Source organism: Curtobacterium sp. NPDC089185, from assembly GCF_040685235.1.
GTDB lineage: Bacteria > Actinomycetota > Actinomycetes > Actinomycetales > Microbacteriaceae > Curtobacterium > Curtobacterium citri.
Genome location: NZ_JBFBHK010000002.1, coordinates 270781 through 285034 on the forward strand (window position 1 = coordinate 270781; position 14254 = coordinate 285034).

At 72.0% G+C, this 14254-nt stretch carries 13 protein-coding genes and 1 tRNA gene; 8 read left to right on the plus strand and 6 right to left on the minus strand.

The window, feature by feature from the left end; genetic code table 11:
• Positions 1–33: 33 nt before the first annotated feature.
• The 4 genes from AB0N84_RS03235 to AB0N84_RS03250 form a co-directional block, all read right to left on the minus strand.
• Positions 34–729: a response regulator transcription factor gene (locus AB0N84_RS03235; protein WP_069713320.1), complete on the minus strand. Its 696-nt coding sequence runs from the start codon at positions 727–729 to the stop codon at positions 34–36.
• 55 nt (positions 730–784) lie between these two features.
• Positions 785–2479 carry a DNA repair helicase XPB gene (locus AB0N84_RS03240; protein WP_289459697.1) on the minus strand — a complete coding sequence of 565 codons (1695 nt, stop codon included), beginning with the start codon at positions 2477–2479 and terminating at the stop codon, positions 785–787.
• A gap of 101 nt (positions 2480–2580) precedes the next feature.
• Positions 2581–4368, minus strand: a complete 1788-nt coding sequence (locus tag AB0N84_RS03245) for a helicase-associated domain-containing protein (protein ID WP_363543701.1) — start codon at positions 4366–4368, stop codon at positions 2581–2583.
• Between the two features lie 28 nt (positions 4369–4396).
• Positions 4397–4696, minus strand: coding sequence for a hypothetical protein (locus tag AB0N84_RS03250; protein WP_141719005.1), 300 nt, complete (start codon positions 4694–4696; stop codon positions 4397–4399).
• Between the two features lie 55 nt (positions 4697–4751).
• Between AB0N84_RS03250 and AB0N84_RS03255 the strand changes: the two genes are divergently transcribed.
• Positions 4752–5129: a cold shock domain-containing protein gene (locus AB0N84_RS03255; protein WP_182046174.1), complete on the plus strand. Its 378-nt coding sequence runs from the start codon at positions 4752–4754 to the stop codon at positions 5127–5129.
• Positions 5129–5845, plus strand: coding sequence for a DUF3027 domain-containing protein (locus AB0N84_RS03260; RefSeq protein ID WP_363543704.1), 717 nt, complete (start codon positions 5129–5131; stop codon positions 5843–5845). The genes AB0N84_RS03255 and AB0N84_RS03260 overlap by 1 nt, the downstream gene beginning before the upstream one ends.
• Positions 5846–5934: 89 nt before the next feature.
• Here the strand turns inward: AB0N84_RS03260 and serC are convergent, their stop codons facing one another.
• A complete protein-coding gene (gene serC, locus AB0N84_RS03265; protein WP_363543706.1) occupies positions 5935–7053 on the minus strand; it encodes a phosphoserine transaminase in 1119 nt (372 codons plus the stop codon).
• Positions 7054–7219: 166 nt separating this feature from the next.
• Between serC and AB0N84_RS03270 the strand changes: the two genes are divergently transcribed.
• The 6 genes from AB0N84_RS03270 to argG all read left to right on the plus strand — a co-directional run bounded on the left by AB0N84_RS03270 (position 7220) and on the right by argG (position 13034).
• Positions 7220–7915: a metal-dependent transcriptional regulator gene (locus AB0N84_RS03270; RefSeq protein WP_069713327.1), complete on the plus strand. Its 696-nt coding sequence runs from the start codon at positions 7220–7222 to the stop codon at positions 7913–7915.
• Between the two features lie 291 nt (positions 7916–8206).
• Complete coding sequence (locus tag AB0N84_RS03275) at positions 8207–9187, plus strand: C40 family peptidase (RefSeq protein WP_363543708.1); 981 nt, start codon at positions 8207–8209, stop codon at positions 9185–9187.
• Positions 9188–9565: 378 nt separating this feature from the next.
• Positions 9566–10060 carry an HNH endonuclease gene (locus AB0N84_RS03280; protein ID WP_069713329.1) on the plus strand — a complete coding sequence of 165 codons (495 nt, stop codon included), beginning with the start codon at positions 9566–9568 and terminating at the stop codon, positions 10058–10060.
• Positions 10061–10306: 246 nt separating this feature from the next.
• The gene (locus AB0N84_RS03285) at positions 10307–11422 is read left to right on the plus strand and encodes an epoxide hydrolase family protein (protein ID WP_363543710.1); all 1116 of its coding nucleotides are present in this window, start codon (positions 10307–10309) and stop codon (positions 11420–11422) included.
• Between the two features lie 13 nt (positions 11423–11435).
• A tRNA-Arg gene (locus AB0N84_RS03290) sits at positions 11436–11507 on the plus strand.
• Between the two features lie 87 nt (positions 11508–11594).
• Positions 11595–13034, plus strand: coding sequence for an argininosuccinate synthase (gene argG / locus AB0N84_RS03295; protein WP_069713331.1), 1440 nt, complete (start codon positions 11595–11597; stop codon positions 13032–13034).
• A 71-nt stretch (positions 13035–13105) separates the two neighbouring features.
• On the opposite strand, the gene AB0N84_RS03300 is transcribed toward argG, so the two are convergent.
• On the minus strand, positions 13106–14242 hold the full coding sequence (locus AB0N84_RS03300; RefSeq protein WP_289459687.1) for an AI-2E family transporter: 1137 nt from the start codon (positions 14240–14242) through the stop codon (positions 13106–13108).
• Between the last annotated feature and the right edge of the window lie 12 nt (positions 14243–14254).

A 14254-nucleotide genomic window follows, 5' to 3' on the forward strand; every position in this document is an offset into this window, starting at 1 on the left:
CGGTGAAACCGGACGGTCGCCGTGTGCCCGACGTCAGGACGCCTTGGTGGCCTTCAGCATGTAGCCGAACCCGCGCTTCGTCTGGATGATCGGTTCGGTCGAGTACTGGTCGAGCTTGCGCCGCAGGTACGAGATGTAGGACTCGACGATGCCCGCGTCGCCGTTGAAGTCGTACTCCCACACGTGGTCGAGGATCTGCGCCTTCGACAGCACCCGGTTCGGGTTGAGCATGAGGTAGCGGAGGAGCTTGAACTCCGTCGGGGACAGCTCGATCTGCGCGTCGCCGATGGTGACCTCGTGCGTGTCCTGGTCCATCGTGAGCTCGCCCGCGCGGATGATGGCGTCCTCTTCGTCGTTCATCGTGCGACGCAGGATGGCCTTGATGCGCGCGACGATCTCGTCGAGGGAGAACGGCTTCGTGACGTAGTCGTCACCGCCGACCGTGAGCCCGGTGATCTTGTCCTCGGTGTCGTCCTTCGCGGTGAGGAACAGGATCGGCGAGGTGTAGCCCGACGACCGGAGGCGCTTGGTGACGCCGAAGCCGTTCATGTCGGGGAGCATGACGTCGAGGATGATCAGGTCGGGCTCCTCCTCGAGCACGGCGGAGATCGCCTGGGCACCGTTGCCGACCGCGCGGACGGCGAACCCGGCGAAGCGCAACGAGGTCGTGAGGAGGTCGCGGATGTTCGGTTCGTCGTCGACGATCAGGATCTTGGGGCCATCGGTCATGGACCCATCCTCTGACCGTTCCCTAGAGGTTTCCTGGGAGCGGGACGTGTGGTGGCTACGCGGCAGCCAGGACCTGGTCGGCGTCGAGGATCGTGTAGGCGTACCCCTGCTCGGCGAGGAACCGCTGCCGGTTCTGCGCGAAGTCCTGGTCCACCGTGTCCCGTGCCACGAGGGTGTAGAACGACGCCGGCAGGCCGTCCTTGTTCGGCCGGAGCAGCCGGCCGAGCCGCTGGGCCTCCTCCTGCCGTGAGCCGAACGAGCCGGACACCTGGATCGCCACCGTGGCGTCCGGCAGGTCGACCGAGAAGTTCGCGACCTTCGACACCACCAGGACGTCGATGGACCCCTCGCGGAACGCCTGGAACAGCCGCTCGCGTTCGTCGACGGGGGTCGACCCCGTGATCTCCGCGGCGTCGAGCGACGCAGCGAGCTCGTCGAGCTGGTCGATGTACTGCCCGATGACGAGGATCTGCTCGCCGTGGTGCTTGCCGATGAGCTCGCGCACGACCGGGGTCTTCGCCGGTGAGGTCGCGGCGAGGCGGTAGCGCTCGTCGTCGCCGGACGCCGCGTACTCCAGGCGGTCCTCGTGCGGCAGGTCGATGCGGACCTCGTAGCAGGCAGCGGGGGAGATGTACCCCTGGGCCTCGATCTCCTTCCACGGGGCGTCGTAGCGCTTCGGCCCGATGAGCGAGAAGACGTCGCTCTCGCGACCGTCCTCGCGCACGAGCGTCGCCGTGAGCCCGAGCCGGCGACGTGCCTGCAGGTCGGCGGTCAGCTTGAACACCGGTGCGGGCAGGAGGTGGACCTCGTCGTAGACGATGAGCCCCCAGTCGAGCGCGTCGAGCAGCGACAGGTGCGTGTACTCGCCCTTCCGACGGGCGGTGAGGATCTGGTAGGTCGCGATGGTGACCGGTCGGATCTCCTTCGAGGTGCCGGAGTACTCGCCGATGTCCTCGGGCGTGAGCGTGGTGCGGCGGAGCAGCTCGTCGCGCCACTGGCGCGCGGAGACGGTGTTCGTGACGAGGATGAGCGTCGTCGCCTTCACGGTCGCCATCGCCCCGGCGCCGACCAGCGTCTTGCCCGCACCACAGGGCAGCACGACGACGCCGGACCCCTGCGCGAAGAACGTGTCGACGGCCTGCTCCTGGTACGGACGCATGTGCCACGACTCGGTGTCGAGGTCGATCGGGTGCGGCTGCCCCGGCGTGTAGCCCGCCAGGTCCTCCGCCGGCCAGCCGAGCTTCACCAGCTCCTGCTTGACCTGACCGCGGGCCCACGGCTGCAGCGCGACCTCGTTCGGGGACCGCTGGTCGCCGAGCAGGGGCTTGATGCGCTTCGACCGGGTCACCTCGGCGAGCACCGCCGGGTCCTCCGCCGTGAGCAGCAGGACCGGCTGGCGCTCGAGCTCCTCGGTCGGGGAGTTCGCGATCGCCGGGGCGTCCTCGCGCTCCTCGCGCCGGATGACGAGTCGTCCGTACCGCGAGACCGTGTCGCGGATGTCGACCGTGACGCTCTGCGGGACCGGGAACTTGGCGAACCGCTCGAGCGTGCCGGTCATCGAGTCGGCGTCGTGTCCGGCCGCGCGGGCGTTCCACAGACCGAGCCGCGTGATGCGGTACGTGTGCACGTGCTCGGGCGCGCGTTCGAGCTCGGCGAAGGCCGCGAGTTCGTGCCGGGCGTCCTCGGCGTCGGGGTGGGCGACCTCGAGGAGCACGGTGCGGTCACTCTGCACGATCAGCGGTCCGTTCATGACGGATCAGCCTAGGCGGCGCGCCTGCGAGCAGTCGCCGTCAGCGCGCTGTGGTGGAGAACCGGCCCCTCCGGCACGGGTGTGCAGGACGGCCCGGGGCCTCACGCCTCGCTGTCGACCGCCACGACGAGCGACAGCGGCAGCGTGCGCTCGACGTCCACCGCGGTGTCGCGGCCCCGCACGCGGCCGGCCGCGACGGACGTCGGCACGATGGAGAACGGCCGCTCGGAGCCGTCCGGCATCCGCACCGTGAGCCGGATCGGCGTCTTGCCGCGCACCGCCAGGTCGATCTGCCGACCGAGCCACTCCTGCTCCGGCTCCGCCTCGCCGCGCTCGGTCGTCAGCCGCAGCCGCTCCACGAGCGCGCGGGCGGCCTGCTCCGGCGTCCGCCCGGCGGCACGGCGACGGACGGGAGGCGCGTCCTGCGTCACGGGTCGGGCCGCGGCCGTCAGCACGGCCGGGTAGCGCTGCTCCTCGAGCGCCGCGTGCACCACGTGCGGCGGGTGGGCGGTCGCCAGGGTCGTCAGGTCGAGGCGGTCCCAGCCCAGCTGCCGCAGCTCGGCGTCGACCCCGACCAGGTCGAGCTGGTCGGGCGTCCCGACCACCCGTGTCCCGGTACCGGTCGGGTCCACATCGACGACGATGCCCCCGTCGCGCGCCGCGACCTGGTCGACGACGTACCGCAGCGGTTGGGGCACGTCGGTCGCGGACAGGCGGTCGAGCAGCGCGAGCAGGTCGTCGCGGGTCGCACCCGCGCGGAGGGCCCGGCGGACGGAGTCCTCCGAGACGCGGTACCGCGCGGCGAGGCCGGGCGCCTCGAGGTCGGCGACGCTCCGGAGCGCCTCGTCGTCCGCGGGGGAGAGCGGGCCGGGAGCGATGACGGTCAGGTCGTGCTGCAGGTACACGCCCTCGACGGTCGGCGGCAGGTCCGCCGTGGCCGCCGCGACGTCGCCGTCGAGCACCGCACGGCCGGTCGGGGTCACCCGGCCGTCGACGGCGGTGCCGAGGACCTCGGCCGTGCCGCCGACGTCGAGCAGGACCGCGTCGAGCCAGCGCGCCCCGGCCGGGAACGCCCAGCGCCCGACGGACACCAGGTCGCGGAGGTCGTCGTCCGCGGCTGCGAGCACGTCGTGGACGGCGGGGTCGAGCGACCGCCACCACCGCGTCGCGAGGTCGACCCAGCGCTCCGGCCAGGCGGCGCCGAGCCAGGAGCGACCGTCGTCCGTGACGCTCCACCGGCCCTCGCCGGCGTCCGCGAGCCCCGTCCGACCGAGCAGGGCCAGGCGGTCCGGCACCACCTCGGGCTCGGCGCCGACGCGCTCGCCGAGCGTCCGGGCGAGCGGTGTGCCGATGCCGCCCTTGACCAGTTCGCGGACCTCGCCCGCGTCGACCGCGCGCAGCAGCTCGGCGAGCACCGTCATCGTCGCGAAGGCGCGCTCCGCGCCGGTGGCACGGGCGCGGGCCGGGTCGGTGGCTGTGGCTGTGTCTGTGTCGGCCGTCTCCGGAGCGGAGGCCGCGGGACGGGGCTCCTCCGTGCCTCCCGTCCGCAGCGCCGTGACCTCGGGGGAGGCGGCCAGGCGGGCGGCGACCGCGTCGTCGACGGCGCCCGCGTCGTCCGCCAGGCCGAGTGCGACCGCGGGTGCCAGTGCGTCGGGGTCCGCGGCGCCGTCCCGGAGCGCGAGGAGCGTGGCGCGCGGCAGGTGCTCGAGCGCGGCGTCCACCGCGTCGTCGGTGCGGAGCGCCTCGGCCAGGTCGAAGAAGTCGGACGCGTGCTGGGGCCCGGAGTCGGCGAGGACGGCCGCGGGCAGCCGTCGGGCGACGACGAGCCGCTCGAGCTCGTCGTCGGGCATCGCCCGGAGCCGGGCGGCCAGGTCGGCGGTGGTCGTCATCGTCCGCCCCGACGGTCGGCGCGGGGGATCAGCGTGCCGACCGGTTCTCGCGGGCGCGCTTCGACCACGTGATGCCGAGCAGGACGATCACGAGCACCATCCCGATGGGTAGACCGATCAGCGGGATCGCCATGATGACCGGCCAGGGCATCGAGCCGTTGGCGCTCGGCACCGTCAACCACATCACGACCATGGCGATGATGCAGAGGATGCCGGCGACGAAGATCCCACCGATCATGAACCCGAGGACGCGTTCGGTACGATTGAACGTCATCGAGGGCTCCGCTGCTTCGCGGGGGGTCCCGGTGGATCGGGTCGGCTTGGCCATCGGCCCAGGATATCCGACGCACCACGGCCGTTCCACGACCACGAGGAGACCACGCATGCCCACCGGCAAGGTCAAGTTCTACGACGAGCAGAAGGGCTTCGGGTTCATCACCGGCGACGACGGCGAACCCGTGTTCCTGCACGCGTCCTCGCTGCCGGACGGAACCACCTCGGTCAAGGCCGGCACGCGCCTGGAGTACGGCGTCGTGCAGGGCAAGAAGGGCTCGCAGGCGCTCACCGTGCGGCTGCTCGAGACCCAGCCGTCGCTGTCGAAGCGCTCCCGGCGCTCGGCGGACGACATGGCGGTGATCGTCGAGGACCTCGTGAAGGAGCTCGACCGGATCAGCGGGGACCTCCGCCGCGGTCACTACCCGAAGAACGGCGAGCGTCTCGCCGCGATCCTGCGCCACGTCGCAGACCAGCTGGACGCCTGATGGAGGACGTCACGGAGCTCGCGCGCACGGCGCTGCTCGAGGTCACGCCCGAGTCGACGGTCGGTCAGCAGGTCGGCACGGTCGACGAGGGCGACGGGGTCGTCTCCGTCCTGTTCGCGAACCGCATGCCCGGGTACCCCGGCTGGCGCTGGACGGTCTCGGTCGCGCAGGTCGAGGGCGACGAGCCCACCGTGCTCGAGGTCGAGCTCATGCCGGGCGACGGGTCGCTCGTCGCGCCGGAGTGGGTGCCGTGGGCCGACCGGATGGCGGAGTACCGCGCCGGACAGGACGACGAGGGCGACGACGACGAGTCGGACGACGAGGGCGACGACGAGGGCGACGACGAGGGCGACGACGACGACCTCGACGAGGACGCCGACGAGGAAGCCGACTACGAGGACCCGGACGACGACGAGGCGGACGACGACGCCTCGGACGACGACGACGACGCCGACGACGACGAGTTCGACGACGACGAGGACGACCTCGGGGAGTCGGACGACGACGAGCTCGACGGGGTCGACGTGGACGCTGCCGCCGAGCAGGACGACGCCGAGCAGGACGAGGGCGACGCCATTGACGAGGAGACCGTCCCGACGCGCTCCCGCGGCGCCCGTCGCCGGGCGTCCCGCGTCCGTCCGACCGACCCCGACGAGGACCTCGAGGTCGACCGGCTCGACCCGGGGGAGACGGACCCGGAGCGCCACGGCGCCTGACCGCGGGTCACCCGGTCGGACCTGACGGACGACGGACGGGAGGCGCGGTGCCAGCCGGCACCGCGCCTCCCGTCCGTCGTGCTGGTGCGTCAGCCGCGCAGCGCGTCGACGACGTGGTCGATCGCCCGGACGAGCTTCGCGACGTCGTCCGGGTCGATCGCCGTGAAGGTCGCGACGCGGAGCTGGTTGCGGCCGAGCTTCCGGTACGGCTCGGTGTCGACGATCCCGTTCGCGCGGAGCGTCGCGGCCACGGCCTTGGCGTCGATCGAGTCGTCGAGGTCGATGGTCGCGACGACCTGCGACCGGGCTGCGGGGTCCGCTACGAACGGCGTAGCGTAGTCGGAGGCCTCGGCCCAGTCGTACAGCGTCGAGGACGACGTCCGCGTCCGGGTGTCCGCCCACGCCAGGCCACCGGACTCGTTGATCCAGCCGATCTGGTCGTCGAGCAGCAGCAGGGTCGCGAGCGCGGGGGTGTTGAGGGTCTGGTCGAGCCGGGAGTTGTCGACGGCGTTCTTGAGCGACAGGAACTCCGGCACGTACCGGTCGCTCGCGGCGATCCGCTCCACGCGCTCGAGCGCAGCGGGGGAGAACAGCGCGAGCCAGAGGCCACCGTCCGATGCGAAGTTCTTCTGCGGCGCGAAGTAGTAGACGTCCGTCGCGGAGACGTCGAACGTCGCACCGCCGGCGGCGCTCGTGGCGTCGACGACGGTCAGTGCGCCCGCGTCGCCCTCGGCCCGGACGACCGGGGCCATGACGCCGGTCGAGGTCTCGTTGTGCGGGTACGCGTAGACGTCGACGCCCTCGACCGGTTCGAGTGCGGCGAGGGAGCCGCCGGGTGCCTCGACGACGTGCGGCGCCTCGAGCCACGGGGTCTGCACGGCCTTGGCGAACTTGGAGCCGAACTCGCCGAAGGACAGGTTCTCGGCACGGCGCTCGACGAGCCCGAAGGCGGCGGCGTCCCAGAACGCGGTCGAGCCGCCGTTGCCGAGGACGACCTCGTAGCCGTCCGGCAGCTGGAAGAGGTCGGCCAGGCCACGACGGACGCTGCCGACCAGGTCCTTGACGGGCTTCTGGCGGTGGGACGTGCCGAGGATCGTCGCCCCGCGGGTCACGAGGGACTCGAGCTGTGCGCCACGGATCTTGGACGGGCCGCAGCCGAAGCGTCCGTCGGTGGGGAGGAGTTCAGCGGGGATGACGATGTCTGCCATGCGCCGATCCTAGCCAGTGGTATCCCAGCGCTCCCGTCCCTGGACCGGCCGGACGGGGCGGAGGTGTGCCGTGCCTCCCGTCCGTCCAGCGTGCCGGCGGTGCCGCCTCGTCGTCCCGCTCAAGTAGGGTGGACCGGGCTGGTCCCGGACATGAGAGGCGACACGCGTGACCGATCTCGTCGACACCACGGAGATGTACCTGCGGACGATCCTCGACCTCGAGGAAGAGGGGATCGTCCCGCTGCGCGCGCGCATCTCCGAGCGGCTGGGGCACTCCGGTCCGACGGTCTCGCAGACCATCGCCCGCATGGAGCGCGACGGCCTGGTCGTCGTCTCCGGCGACCGGCACCTGGAGCTCACCGGCGAGGGACGCTCCCGCGCGACCCACGTGATGCGGAAGCACCGGCTCGCCGAACGCCTGCTCGCCGACGTCATCGGGCTCGACTGGGCGTTCGTGCACGACGAGGCCTGCCGGTGGGAGCACGTGATGAGCGAGCAGGTCGAGGTCCGCCTGCTCGAGATGCTCGGCAACCCGACGGAGTCCCCCTACGGCAACCCGATCCCCGGGCTCGCCGAGATCGGCGGTCCCACCGCCGGACACTTCCTCGACGGCGTGCAGAACATCGTCGCGGCGACGGACGGCACCGACGCGGTGGCGACCGGTGTCGTGCGGCGTCTCGGGGAGCCCGTGCAGTTCGAACCCGAGCTGCTGCACCAGCTGCGCATCGCGGGCGTCATGCCCGGTCGCGTCGCGAGCGTGCAGCGTGCCGGGGCGTACGTGGCTGTCCGGGTCGAGGGCGAGGACGCCGGCATCGAGCTGCCGACCGAGGTCGCCCAGCACGTCTACATCGAGCGCTCCTGAGGCGAGCCGGAGCCACCCGAGCCTGAGAATGGGCTCATGCTGGCGCCCGGGTCCCGCTCCTGACCAGGGCTTCGTGATCGTTCCGTTACCGAACGGTCGTTTCGTCTCGACAAGGTAACGGCCCCCACGTACACTCGTCGAGTCCCCGGGCCGCCCACAGAGGCCCAGGACCCGTGGCAGGACGTCTCGACCCGTCTCCTGCCTGGATCGGAGACGATGACGAACGGATGGGGTCCACCCCTCCGCCCCACCCAGGCGGAGACGGGGGACGAGACGCCGGAGACACCGCCCTTGACGCAGACCGGTTCCGCCGCGGACGCCCCGACGCCCGCCCTCCCGACGGCCGCAGCCCGCACGACCACCGCGGACGCCACCGCCGCGCCGCTCACCCGACGAGCAGCCCGCGAGGCCTCGACGCCGGTCCGCCGCGTCACCCCGGTCCGCGACGCCCCGCTGCCCGGCGGACGCCGTGCCGCGCAGGCCGCCCGCGCCGCCGAGACCGCCAAGGCGAGCAGCGCGGCCCGCAAGCGTCGCTTCCTCGCCCCGGTGGTGCTCACCGTGGCAGCCGGCATGTTCGGCACCGTCGCCGTCGCCCCGGCCTTCGCGGCGACGCAGCAGACCGGGACCGACGCCGCGACCGCGCAGCGCCAGGTCCGTGCCGCCGAGGCGCAGCAGTTCTCGGTCTCCGACGCCGTCGCCCTCGCCGGGACCTCGCGTGACGGCTTCGGTGCCACCGCGCAGTCGACGCTCGACGCCGAGGCAGCGCAGCAGGCCGCCGCGAAGGCAGCGCAGCAGGCCGCGGCGAAGCAGGCCTCGGACGCGGCCGCCACGCAGGCAGCGCGCGCCCAGACCGCGAAGCAGTACTCGTCGTACAGCGGCCCGAGCGCCGACGAGATCGCCACGTCGGCGACTGCCGCGAACACCCCGTTCTCGCTCCCGGCCGTCGTCGCGACCGCGAAGCAGTACATCGGCACCCCGTACGTCTTCGGCGGCGCCGACCCGTCCGGCTTCGACTGCTCCGGCTACGTCATGTACGTGTACGCGCAGTACGGCATCAGCCTCGCGCACTCCGTGCCGCTGCAGGACCAGGCCGGCACCACGATCCCCGAGTCCGAGGCGCAGCCCGGCGACGTGGTCATCTTCAACAACGAGGCGCACGACGGCTTCTACATGGGCAACGGCATGATCATGGACGCGCCGAAGCCCGGCGGTGCCGTCTCGATCCGCCCGATCTGGACGAGCGACTACCACATCGTCCGCTTCGGCATCTGACGCCAGCGCGCGCACCACGTCGGACGGCCCTCGTGTCGTTCCCGTGAACACTCCCGGAAACCGGCCCGCACACCCTCGTGCTGGGCCGGTTCCTGACGTAGCCTGGTCCCGCACCGGTCCGATCCGGCCCGAACACGGGAGACCTCATGTCAGCGTTCCGCACGACCCGCACCACGGGTCGGCGCGCGCTCGTGGACATACGGTCGACCGCCCCCTGCGTGCACCATCACGCCCCTGTCTGACGAGAGCACTGCCCATCCGGGTGGTGCTCTTCGTGGTTCCGGGCGTGGTCGCAGACCGCGGTCCCCTGTCGGCGACGCTCGGCCCGACGCACCCGCAGCGCCTGGAAGCCGTCCAGGCACCGTCGGAAGGGAACCCATGCGCACTCTCGTCCTCAACGCCGGTTACGAGCCCCTCGCGGTGATCTCGGACCGACGGGCCCTCGTGCTGGTCATGAACCAGAAGGCCGCCATCGTCGCCGCCGACGCCGACCACCCGGTCACCGGGTCGACGACGAGCTTCGACCGGCCGTCCGTCATCATCCTCACCCGCTACGTCCGCATCCCCCACGCGCGGCTCGTGCCCGTCTCGCGCCGCGGGGTCCTGCGGCGTGACGGCAACCACTGCGCCTACTGCGGTCGGCACGCGACCACCATCGACCACGTGCAGCCGCGGTCGCGGGGCGGTCAGGACTCGTGGGAGAACCTCGTCGCCTGCTGCCTGGCGTGCAACAACACCAAGGGCGACCGCACGCCGCAGGAGATGGGGTGGCGCCTCCGGTTCCGGCCGAAGGCACCGCACGGGGCGTCCTGGGTCGTGCGCGGGATCGAGCGTCCGCAGTCGGAGTGGGACGAGTACCTGGTGGCCGCGTAGCGGTCAGCCGGGTCGCGTCGGGACGGACGGGAGGCGCGTGGCGGGGTTGCCACGCGCCTCCCGTCGTCCGCGGTCGCGGTCGTGCGGGCGCTGGTGCCGGTGGGCGCTGGGCGCTGCTGCCGGGTGGTTCCGGGCGTACCGGGGCGGGTCGGGGGTACCTGGTCGTTCCGGACCACCAGGTACGCCCGATCCCGCTTCCCATCGCGACCGTCGTGGGAAGGAACGGGCGGGCGTAGCGTGCGCAGCATGAGCGAGACGCCGGTGATCGACGACGCCACCATCCAGGACCTCCGCACCCGGCTCCGTGCCACGCGCTGGCCGGACGCACCCGCCGGCACCGGGTGGTCGCTGGGCGTCGACGTGGCCGAGCTCCGGCCGCTCGTCGAGTACTGGGCCGACGGCTTCGACTTCGACGCGCACCGGGCGGCGCTGGCGGCGCTGCCCTCGCGCCGGGTGGCCGTCGACGGGATCGACGTGCACGTGCTCCATGCCCGGGCGGACACCGAGGACCCGCTGCCCCTGCTGCTGGCGCACGGCTGGCCGGATTCAGGGTGGCGGTACCGGAAGGTGCTGCCGGTGCTCGTCGCTGCCGGGTTCGACGTCGTCGTGCCGGACATGCCCGGGTACGGGTTCTCGGACGCGCCGCCGCGGGTGCTCGACGCCCGCGAGGTCGCCGGCATGTGGGCCACGCTCATGACCGACCTCGGGTACGAGCGCTTCGCCGTGTCCGGCGGCGACATCGGCACGAACGTGGCCCGGTACCTCGCGCTCGACCACCCCGACCGGGTCGTCGCCGTGCACCGGATCGACGGCGGGCTGGCGTGGCCGGGGCTCGACGAGACCGAGCTGTCGCCCGCGGAGCGCTCGTTCGTGCGTGCGACGGAGCAGTGGCGCACGGCGGAGGGCGCGTACGCGATGATGCACCGCACGAAGCCCCAGACCGCGGCGGTCGGCCTCACGGACTCGCCCGCGGGGCTCGCGGCGTGGATCGTCGAGAAGCTACGGTCCTGGAGCGACTGCGGCGGCGACCTGTGGTCGGTGTACACGCGGGACGAGGTGCTCGCACTCCTGACCGAGTACTGGGCCACGGCGACGATCGGGTCGGCGATGCGGATGTACCACGCGAACGCGGCGATCCCGGCGGCGCAGCTGTCCCGTCGGGTCGTGGTGCCGTCCGGCTTCTCGGTGTTCCCGGGCGACATCGTCCGGGCGCCGCGGGAGTGGCTCGAGCGCACGACGAACCTCGTGTACCACCGGGAACTCGAGCGCGGCGGGCACTTCGCACCGTTCGAGGTGCCGGAGCTGTACGTCGAGGAGCTCCGGACGTTCCTGGAGCCGTACCGCGGGGCGATCCGCCGCTAGAGTGGTGGGGCCAGCCTCTGTAGCTCAACGGAAGAGCAGTTCCGTCCTAAGGAAACGGTTGGGGGTTCGAGTCCCTCCAGGGGCACACTTTCTCGAGCCGAACCGGGCCGGGTTCTCCACAACCGTCGCGCTGGACGGTAGCCCGGGCAGCGCGCCCCGTACGATTGACCCCGTGTCCAAGGTCCTGAGCAGTCTCCCCGTCGGCGAACGAGTCGGCATCGCGTTCTCGGGAGGGCTCGACACCTCCTGCGCGGTCGCCTGGATGCGCGAGAAGGGAGCGGTGCCCTGCACGTACACGGCCGACATCGGCCAGTACGACGAGCCGGACATCGACGCCGTCCCCGGTCGCGCGAAGGAGTACGGCGCCGAGATCGCCCGCATCGTCGACGCGAAGAGCGCCCTCGTGGAAGAGGGCCTCGTCGCACTGCAGACCGGTGCCTTCCACATCCGCTCCGGCGGCAAGACCTACTTCAACACGACGCCCCTCGGCCGCGCGGTGACGGGCACGATGCTCGTCCGCGCCATGAAGGAGGACGGCGTCGACATCTGGGGCGACGGCTCCACCTACAAGGGCAACGACATCGAGCGGTTCTACCGTTACGGCCTCATGGCGAACCCGCGCCTGCGCGTCTACAAGCCGTGGCTCGACACCGAGTTCGTCGAGGAGCTCGGCGGTCGCAAGGAGATGAGCGAGTGGCTCGTCGCCCGCGGGTTCCCGTACCGCGACTCCACCGAGAAGGCCTACTCGACCGACGCGAACATCTGGGGCGCGACCCACGAGGCGAAGAGCCTCGAGGAGCTCTCGAGCGGTCTGGACATCGTCGAGCCGATCATGGGCGTCGCCGCCTGGCGTGACGACGTCGAGGTCGCCACGGAGGAGGTCTCCGTCCGCTTCGAGGCCGGTCGCCCGGTCGCGATCAACGGCACCGAGTTCGCCGACGCCGTCGCCCTCGTCTACGAGGCGAACGCGATCGGCGGTCGCCACGGTCTCGGTGCGTCGGACCAGATCGAGAACCGCATCATCGAGGCGAAGAGCCGGGGCATCTACGAGGCCCCGGGCATGGCGCTGCTGCACATCGCCTACGAGCGGCTGCTCAACGCGATCCACAACGAGGACACCGTCGCGGCGTACCACAACGAGGGTCGACGCCTCGGTCGCCTGATGTACGAGGGCCGGTGGCTCGACCCGCAGTCCCTCATGCTGCGCGAGTCGCTGCAGCGCTGGGTCGCCTCGGCCGTCACCGGCGAGGTCACGCTGCGCCTGCGTCGCGGCGACGACTACACGATCCTCGACACGACCGGTCCGGCGCTGTCGTACCACCCCGACAAGCTCTCGATGGAGCGCGTCGGCGATGCGGCGTTCGGCCCCGACGACCGGATCGGTCAGCTCACGATGCGGAACCTCGACATCGCGGACTCGCGTTCGCGCCTCGAGCAGTACGCGGCGGCCGGGCTGATCGGCGGCGCGACGGGCGAGCTCGTCGGCGAGCTGCAGTCGGGCGAGGCCGAGGAGATCCTCGGCGGAGCGATTGTCTCCAGCGAGGACGAGGCGCTCGGCCGCGCGACCGACGCGGCGTCCGAGGGCGCCGCGTTCGACTCCGGCACGGACTGACCCACACCGCAGACGGACGGGAGGCGCGGTGCCAGCCGGCACCGCGCCTCCCGTCCGTCTGCTGTGACCGACTACCGCCGCTCGGCGGTCTCCGGACGCTTCTGCCGCCACGGCAGGGCCGGCTGGCCCGGCGCGTCCCACACCTGCACGGCACCCCAGGCCGCCGCGAGCAGCGGGACCGAGATGATCGCACCGGTGATGCCGGCGAGGACGGTGCCGGCGGTCAGGCCGATGAGGATGACCAGGCCGTGCAGCTTGAGCGTCTTGCCCATCAGGACCGGCTGCAGCAGGTTGCCCTCGAGCTGGTTCACGAGCACCACGATGCCGACGACGATGAGCGCGGCGACCGGCCCGTTCGCGACCAACGCGACGAGCGCCGCGAGGATCCCGGCGGCCGTGGCACCGACGATCGGGATGAAGGCGGTGATGAACACGACGACGGCCAGGGGGAGTGCCAGCGGGACCCCGATGATCGCCAGGCCGACGCCGATGCCGACCGCGTCCACCGCGGCGACGCTCGCCGTCCCGCGGACGTAGCCGCCGAGGGTCTGCACGACGCGGTCACCCACCCGGCGGGCGCGCTCGTAGCGGGCGCCGGTGAAGGGGCGCAGCAGGAACTCCCAGATCGCCGGGCCGTCCTTCAGGAAGAAGAAGAGCACCACGATCATCAGCACGAGGCCGGTGAGGAAGTTCGCGGTGGCGGATGCCCCGGCCAGTGCGCCGGAGCCGAACTGCGAGCTGGTCAGGAAGCCCTGGACGCCCTTGACGGCCTCGTCGACCTGCTGGTCGGAGATCGCGAACGGCAGGTGCGCCACGAAGTCCTGCAGCTGGCCGAAGCCCTCGACGGCGGACTTCTGCAGGTCCGGCCACTGCGAGATCACGGCGACGACGATGAGCCAGCCGACGAGCCCGAGGACGATCAGCACCCCGACGAGGACGATCAGGGTCGCCAGCACGGACGGCACTCCGTGGCGGCGGAGCCAGGAGACGACGGGGTGCATGGCCGAGGCGATGATGAGCGCGAGCAGCACCGGGATGGTGACGACGCTGAGGGTCGCGGCGGCGTAGACGATGCCGATCGCGACCACGAGCACGATGATCACCTGCAGGCACCGGGTGGCGAGGCTCCCGAAGCCGTCCGTCCACTTGCGGACGAAGGGTCCCGGGGTGGCGTCTGGCGGGGCGGCGGTGTTGCCGAACAGGGGCATGGGGCTCCTCGG

Excerpts from the sequence above, each read along its gene's own strand:
- AB0N84_RS03235 (WP_069713320.1), bottom strand. The coding sequence starts at position 729 with ATGACCGATGGCCCCAAGATCCTGATCGTCGACGACGAACCGAACATC.
- AB0N84_RS03240 (WP_289459697.1), bottom strand. The coding sequence starts at position 2,479 with ATGAACGGACCGCTGATCGTGCAGAGTGACCGCACCGTGCTCCTCGAG.
- AB0N84_RS03245 (WP_363543701.1), bottom strand. The coding sequence starts at position 4,368 with ATGACGACCACCGCCGACCTGGCCGCCCGGCTCCGGGCGATGCCCGAC.
- AB0N84_RS03250 (WP_141719005.1), bottom strand. The coding sequence starts at position 4,696 with ATGGCCAAGCCGACCCGATCCACCGGGACCCCCCGCGAAGCAGCGGAG.
- AB0N84_RS03255 (WP_182046174.1), top strand. The coding sequence starts at position 4,752 with ATGCCCACCGGCAAGGTCAAGTTCTACGACGAGCAGAAGGGCTTCGGG.
- AB0N84_RS03260 (WP_363543704.1), top strand. The coding sequence starts at position 5,129 with ATGGAGGACGTCACGGAGCTCGCGCGCACGGCGCTGCTCGAGGTCACG.
- serC (WP_363543706.1), bottom strand. The coding sequence starts at position 7,053 with ATGGCAGACATCGTCATCCCCGCTGAACTCCTCCCCACCGACGGACGC.
- AB0N84_RS03280 (WP_069713329.1), top strand. The coding sequence starts at position 9,566 with ATGCGCACTCTCGTCCTCAACGCCGGTTACGAGCCCCTCGCGGTGATC.
- AB0N84_RS03285 (WP_363543710.1), top strand. The coding sequence starts at position 10,307 with ATGAGCGAGACGCCGGTGATCGACGACGCCACCATCCAGGACCTCCGC.
- AB0N84_RS03300 (WP_289459687.1), bottom strand. The coding sequence starts at position 14,242 with ATGCCCCTGTTCGGCAACACCGCCGCCCCGCCAGACGCCACCCCGGGA.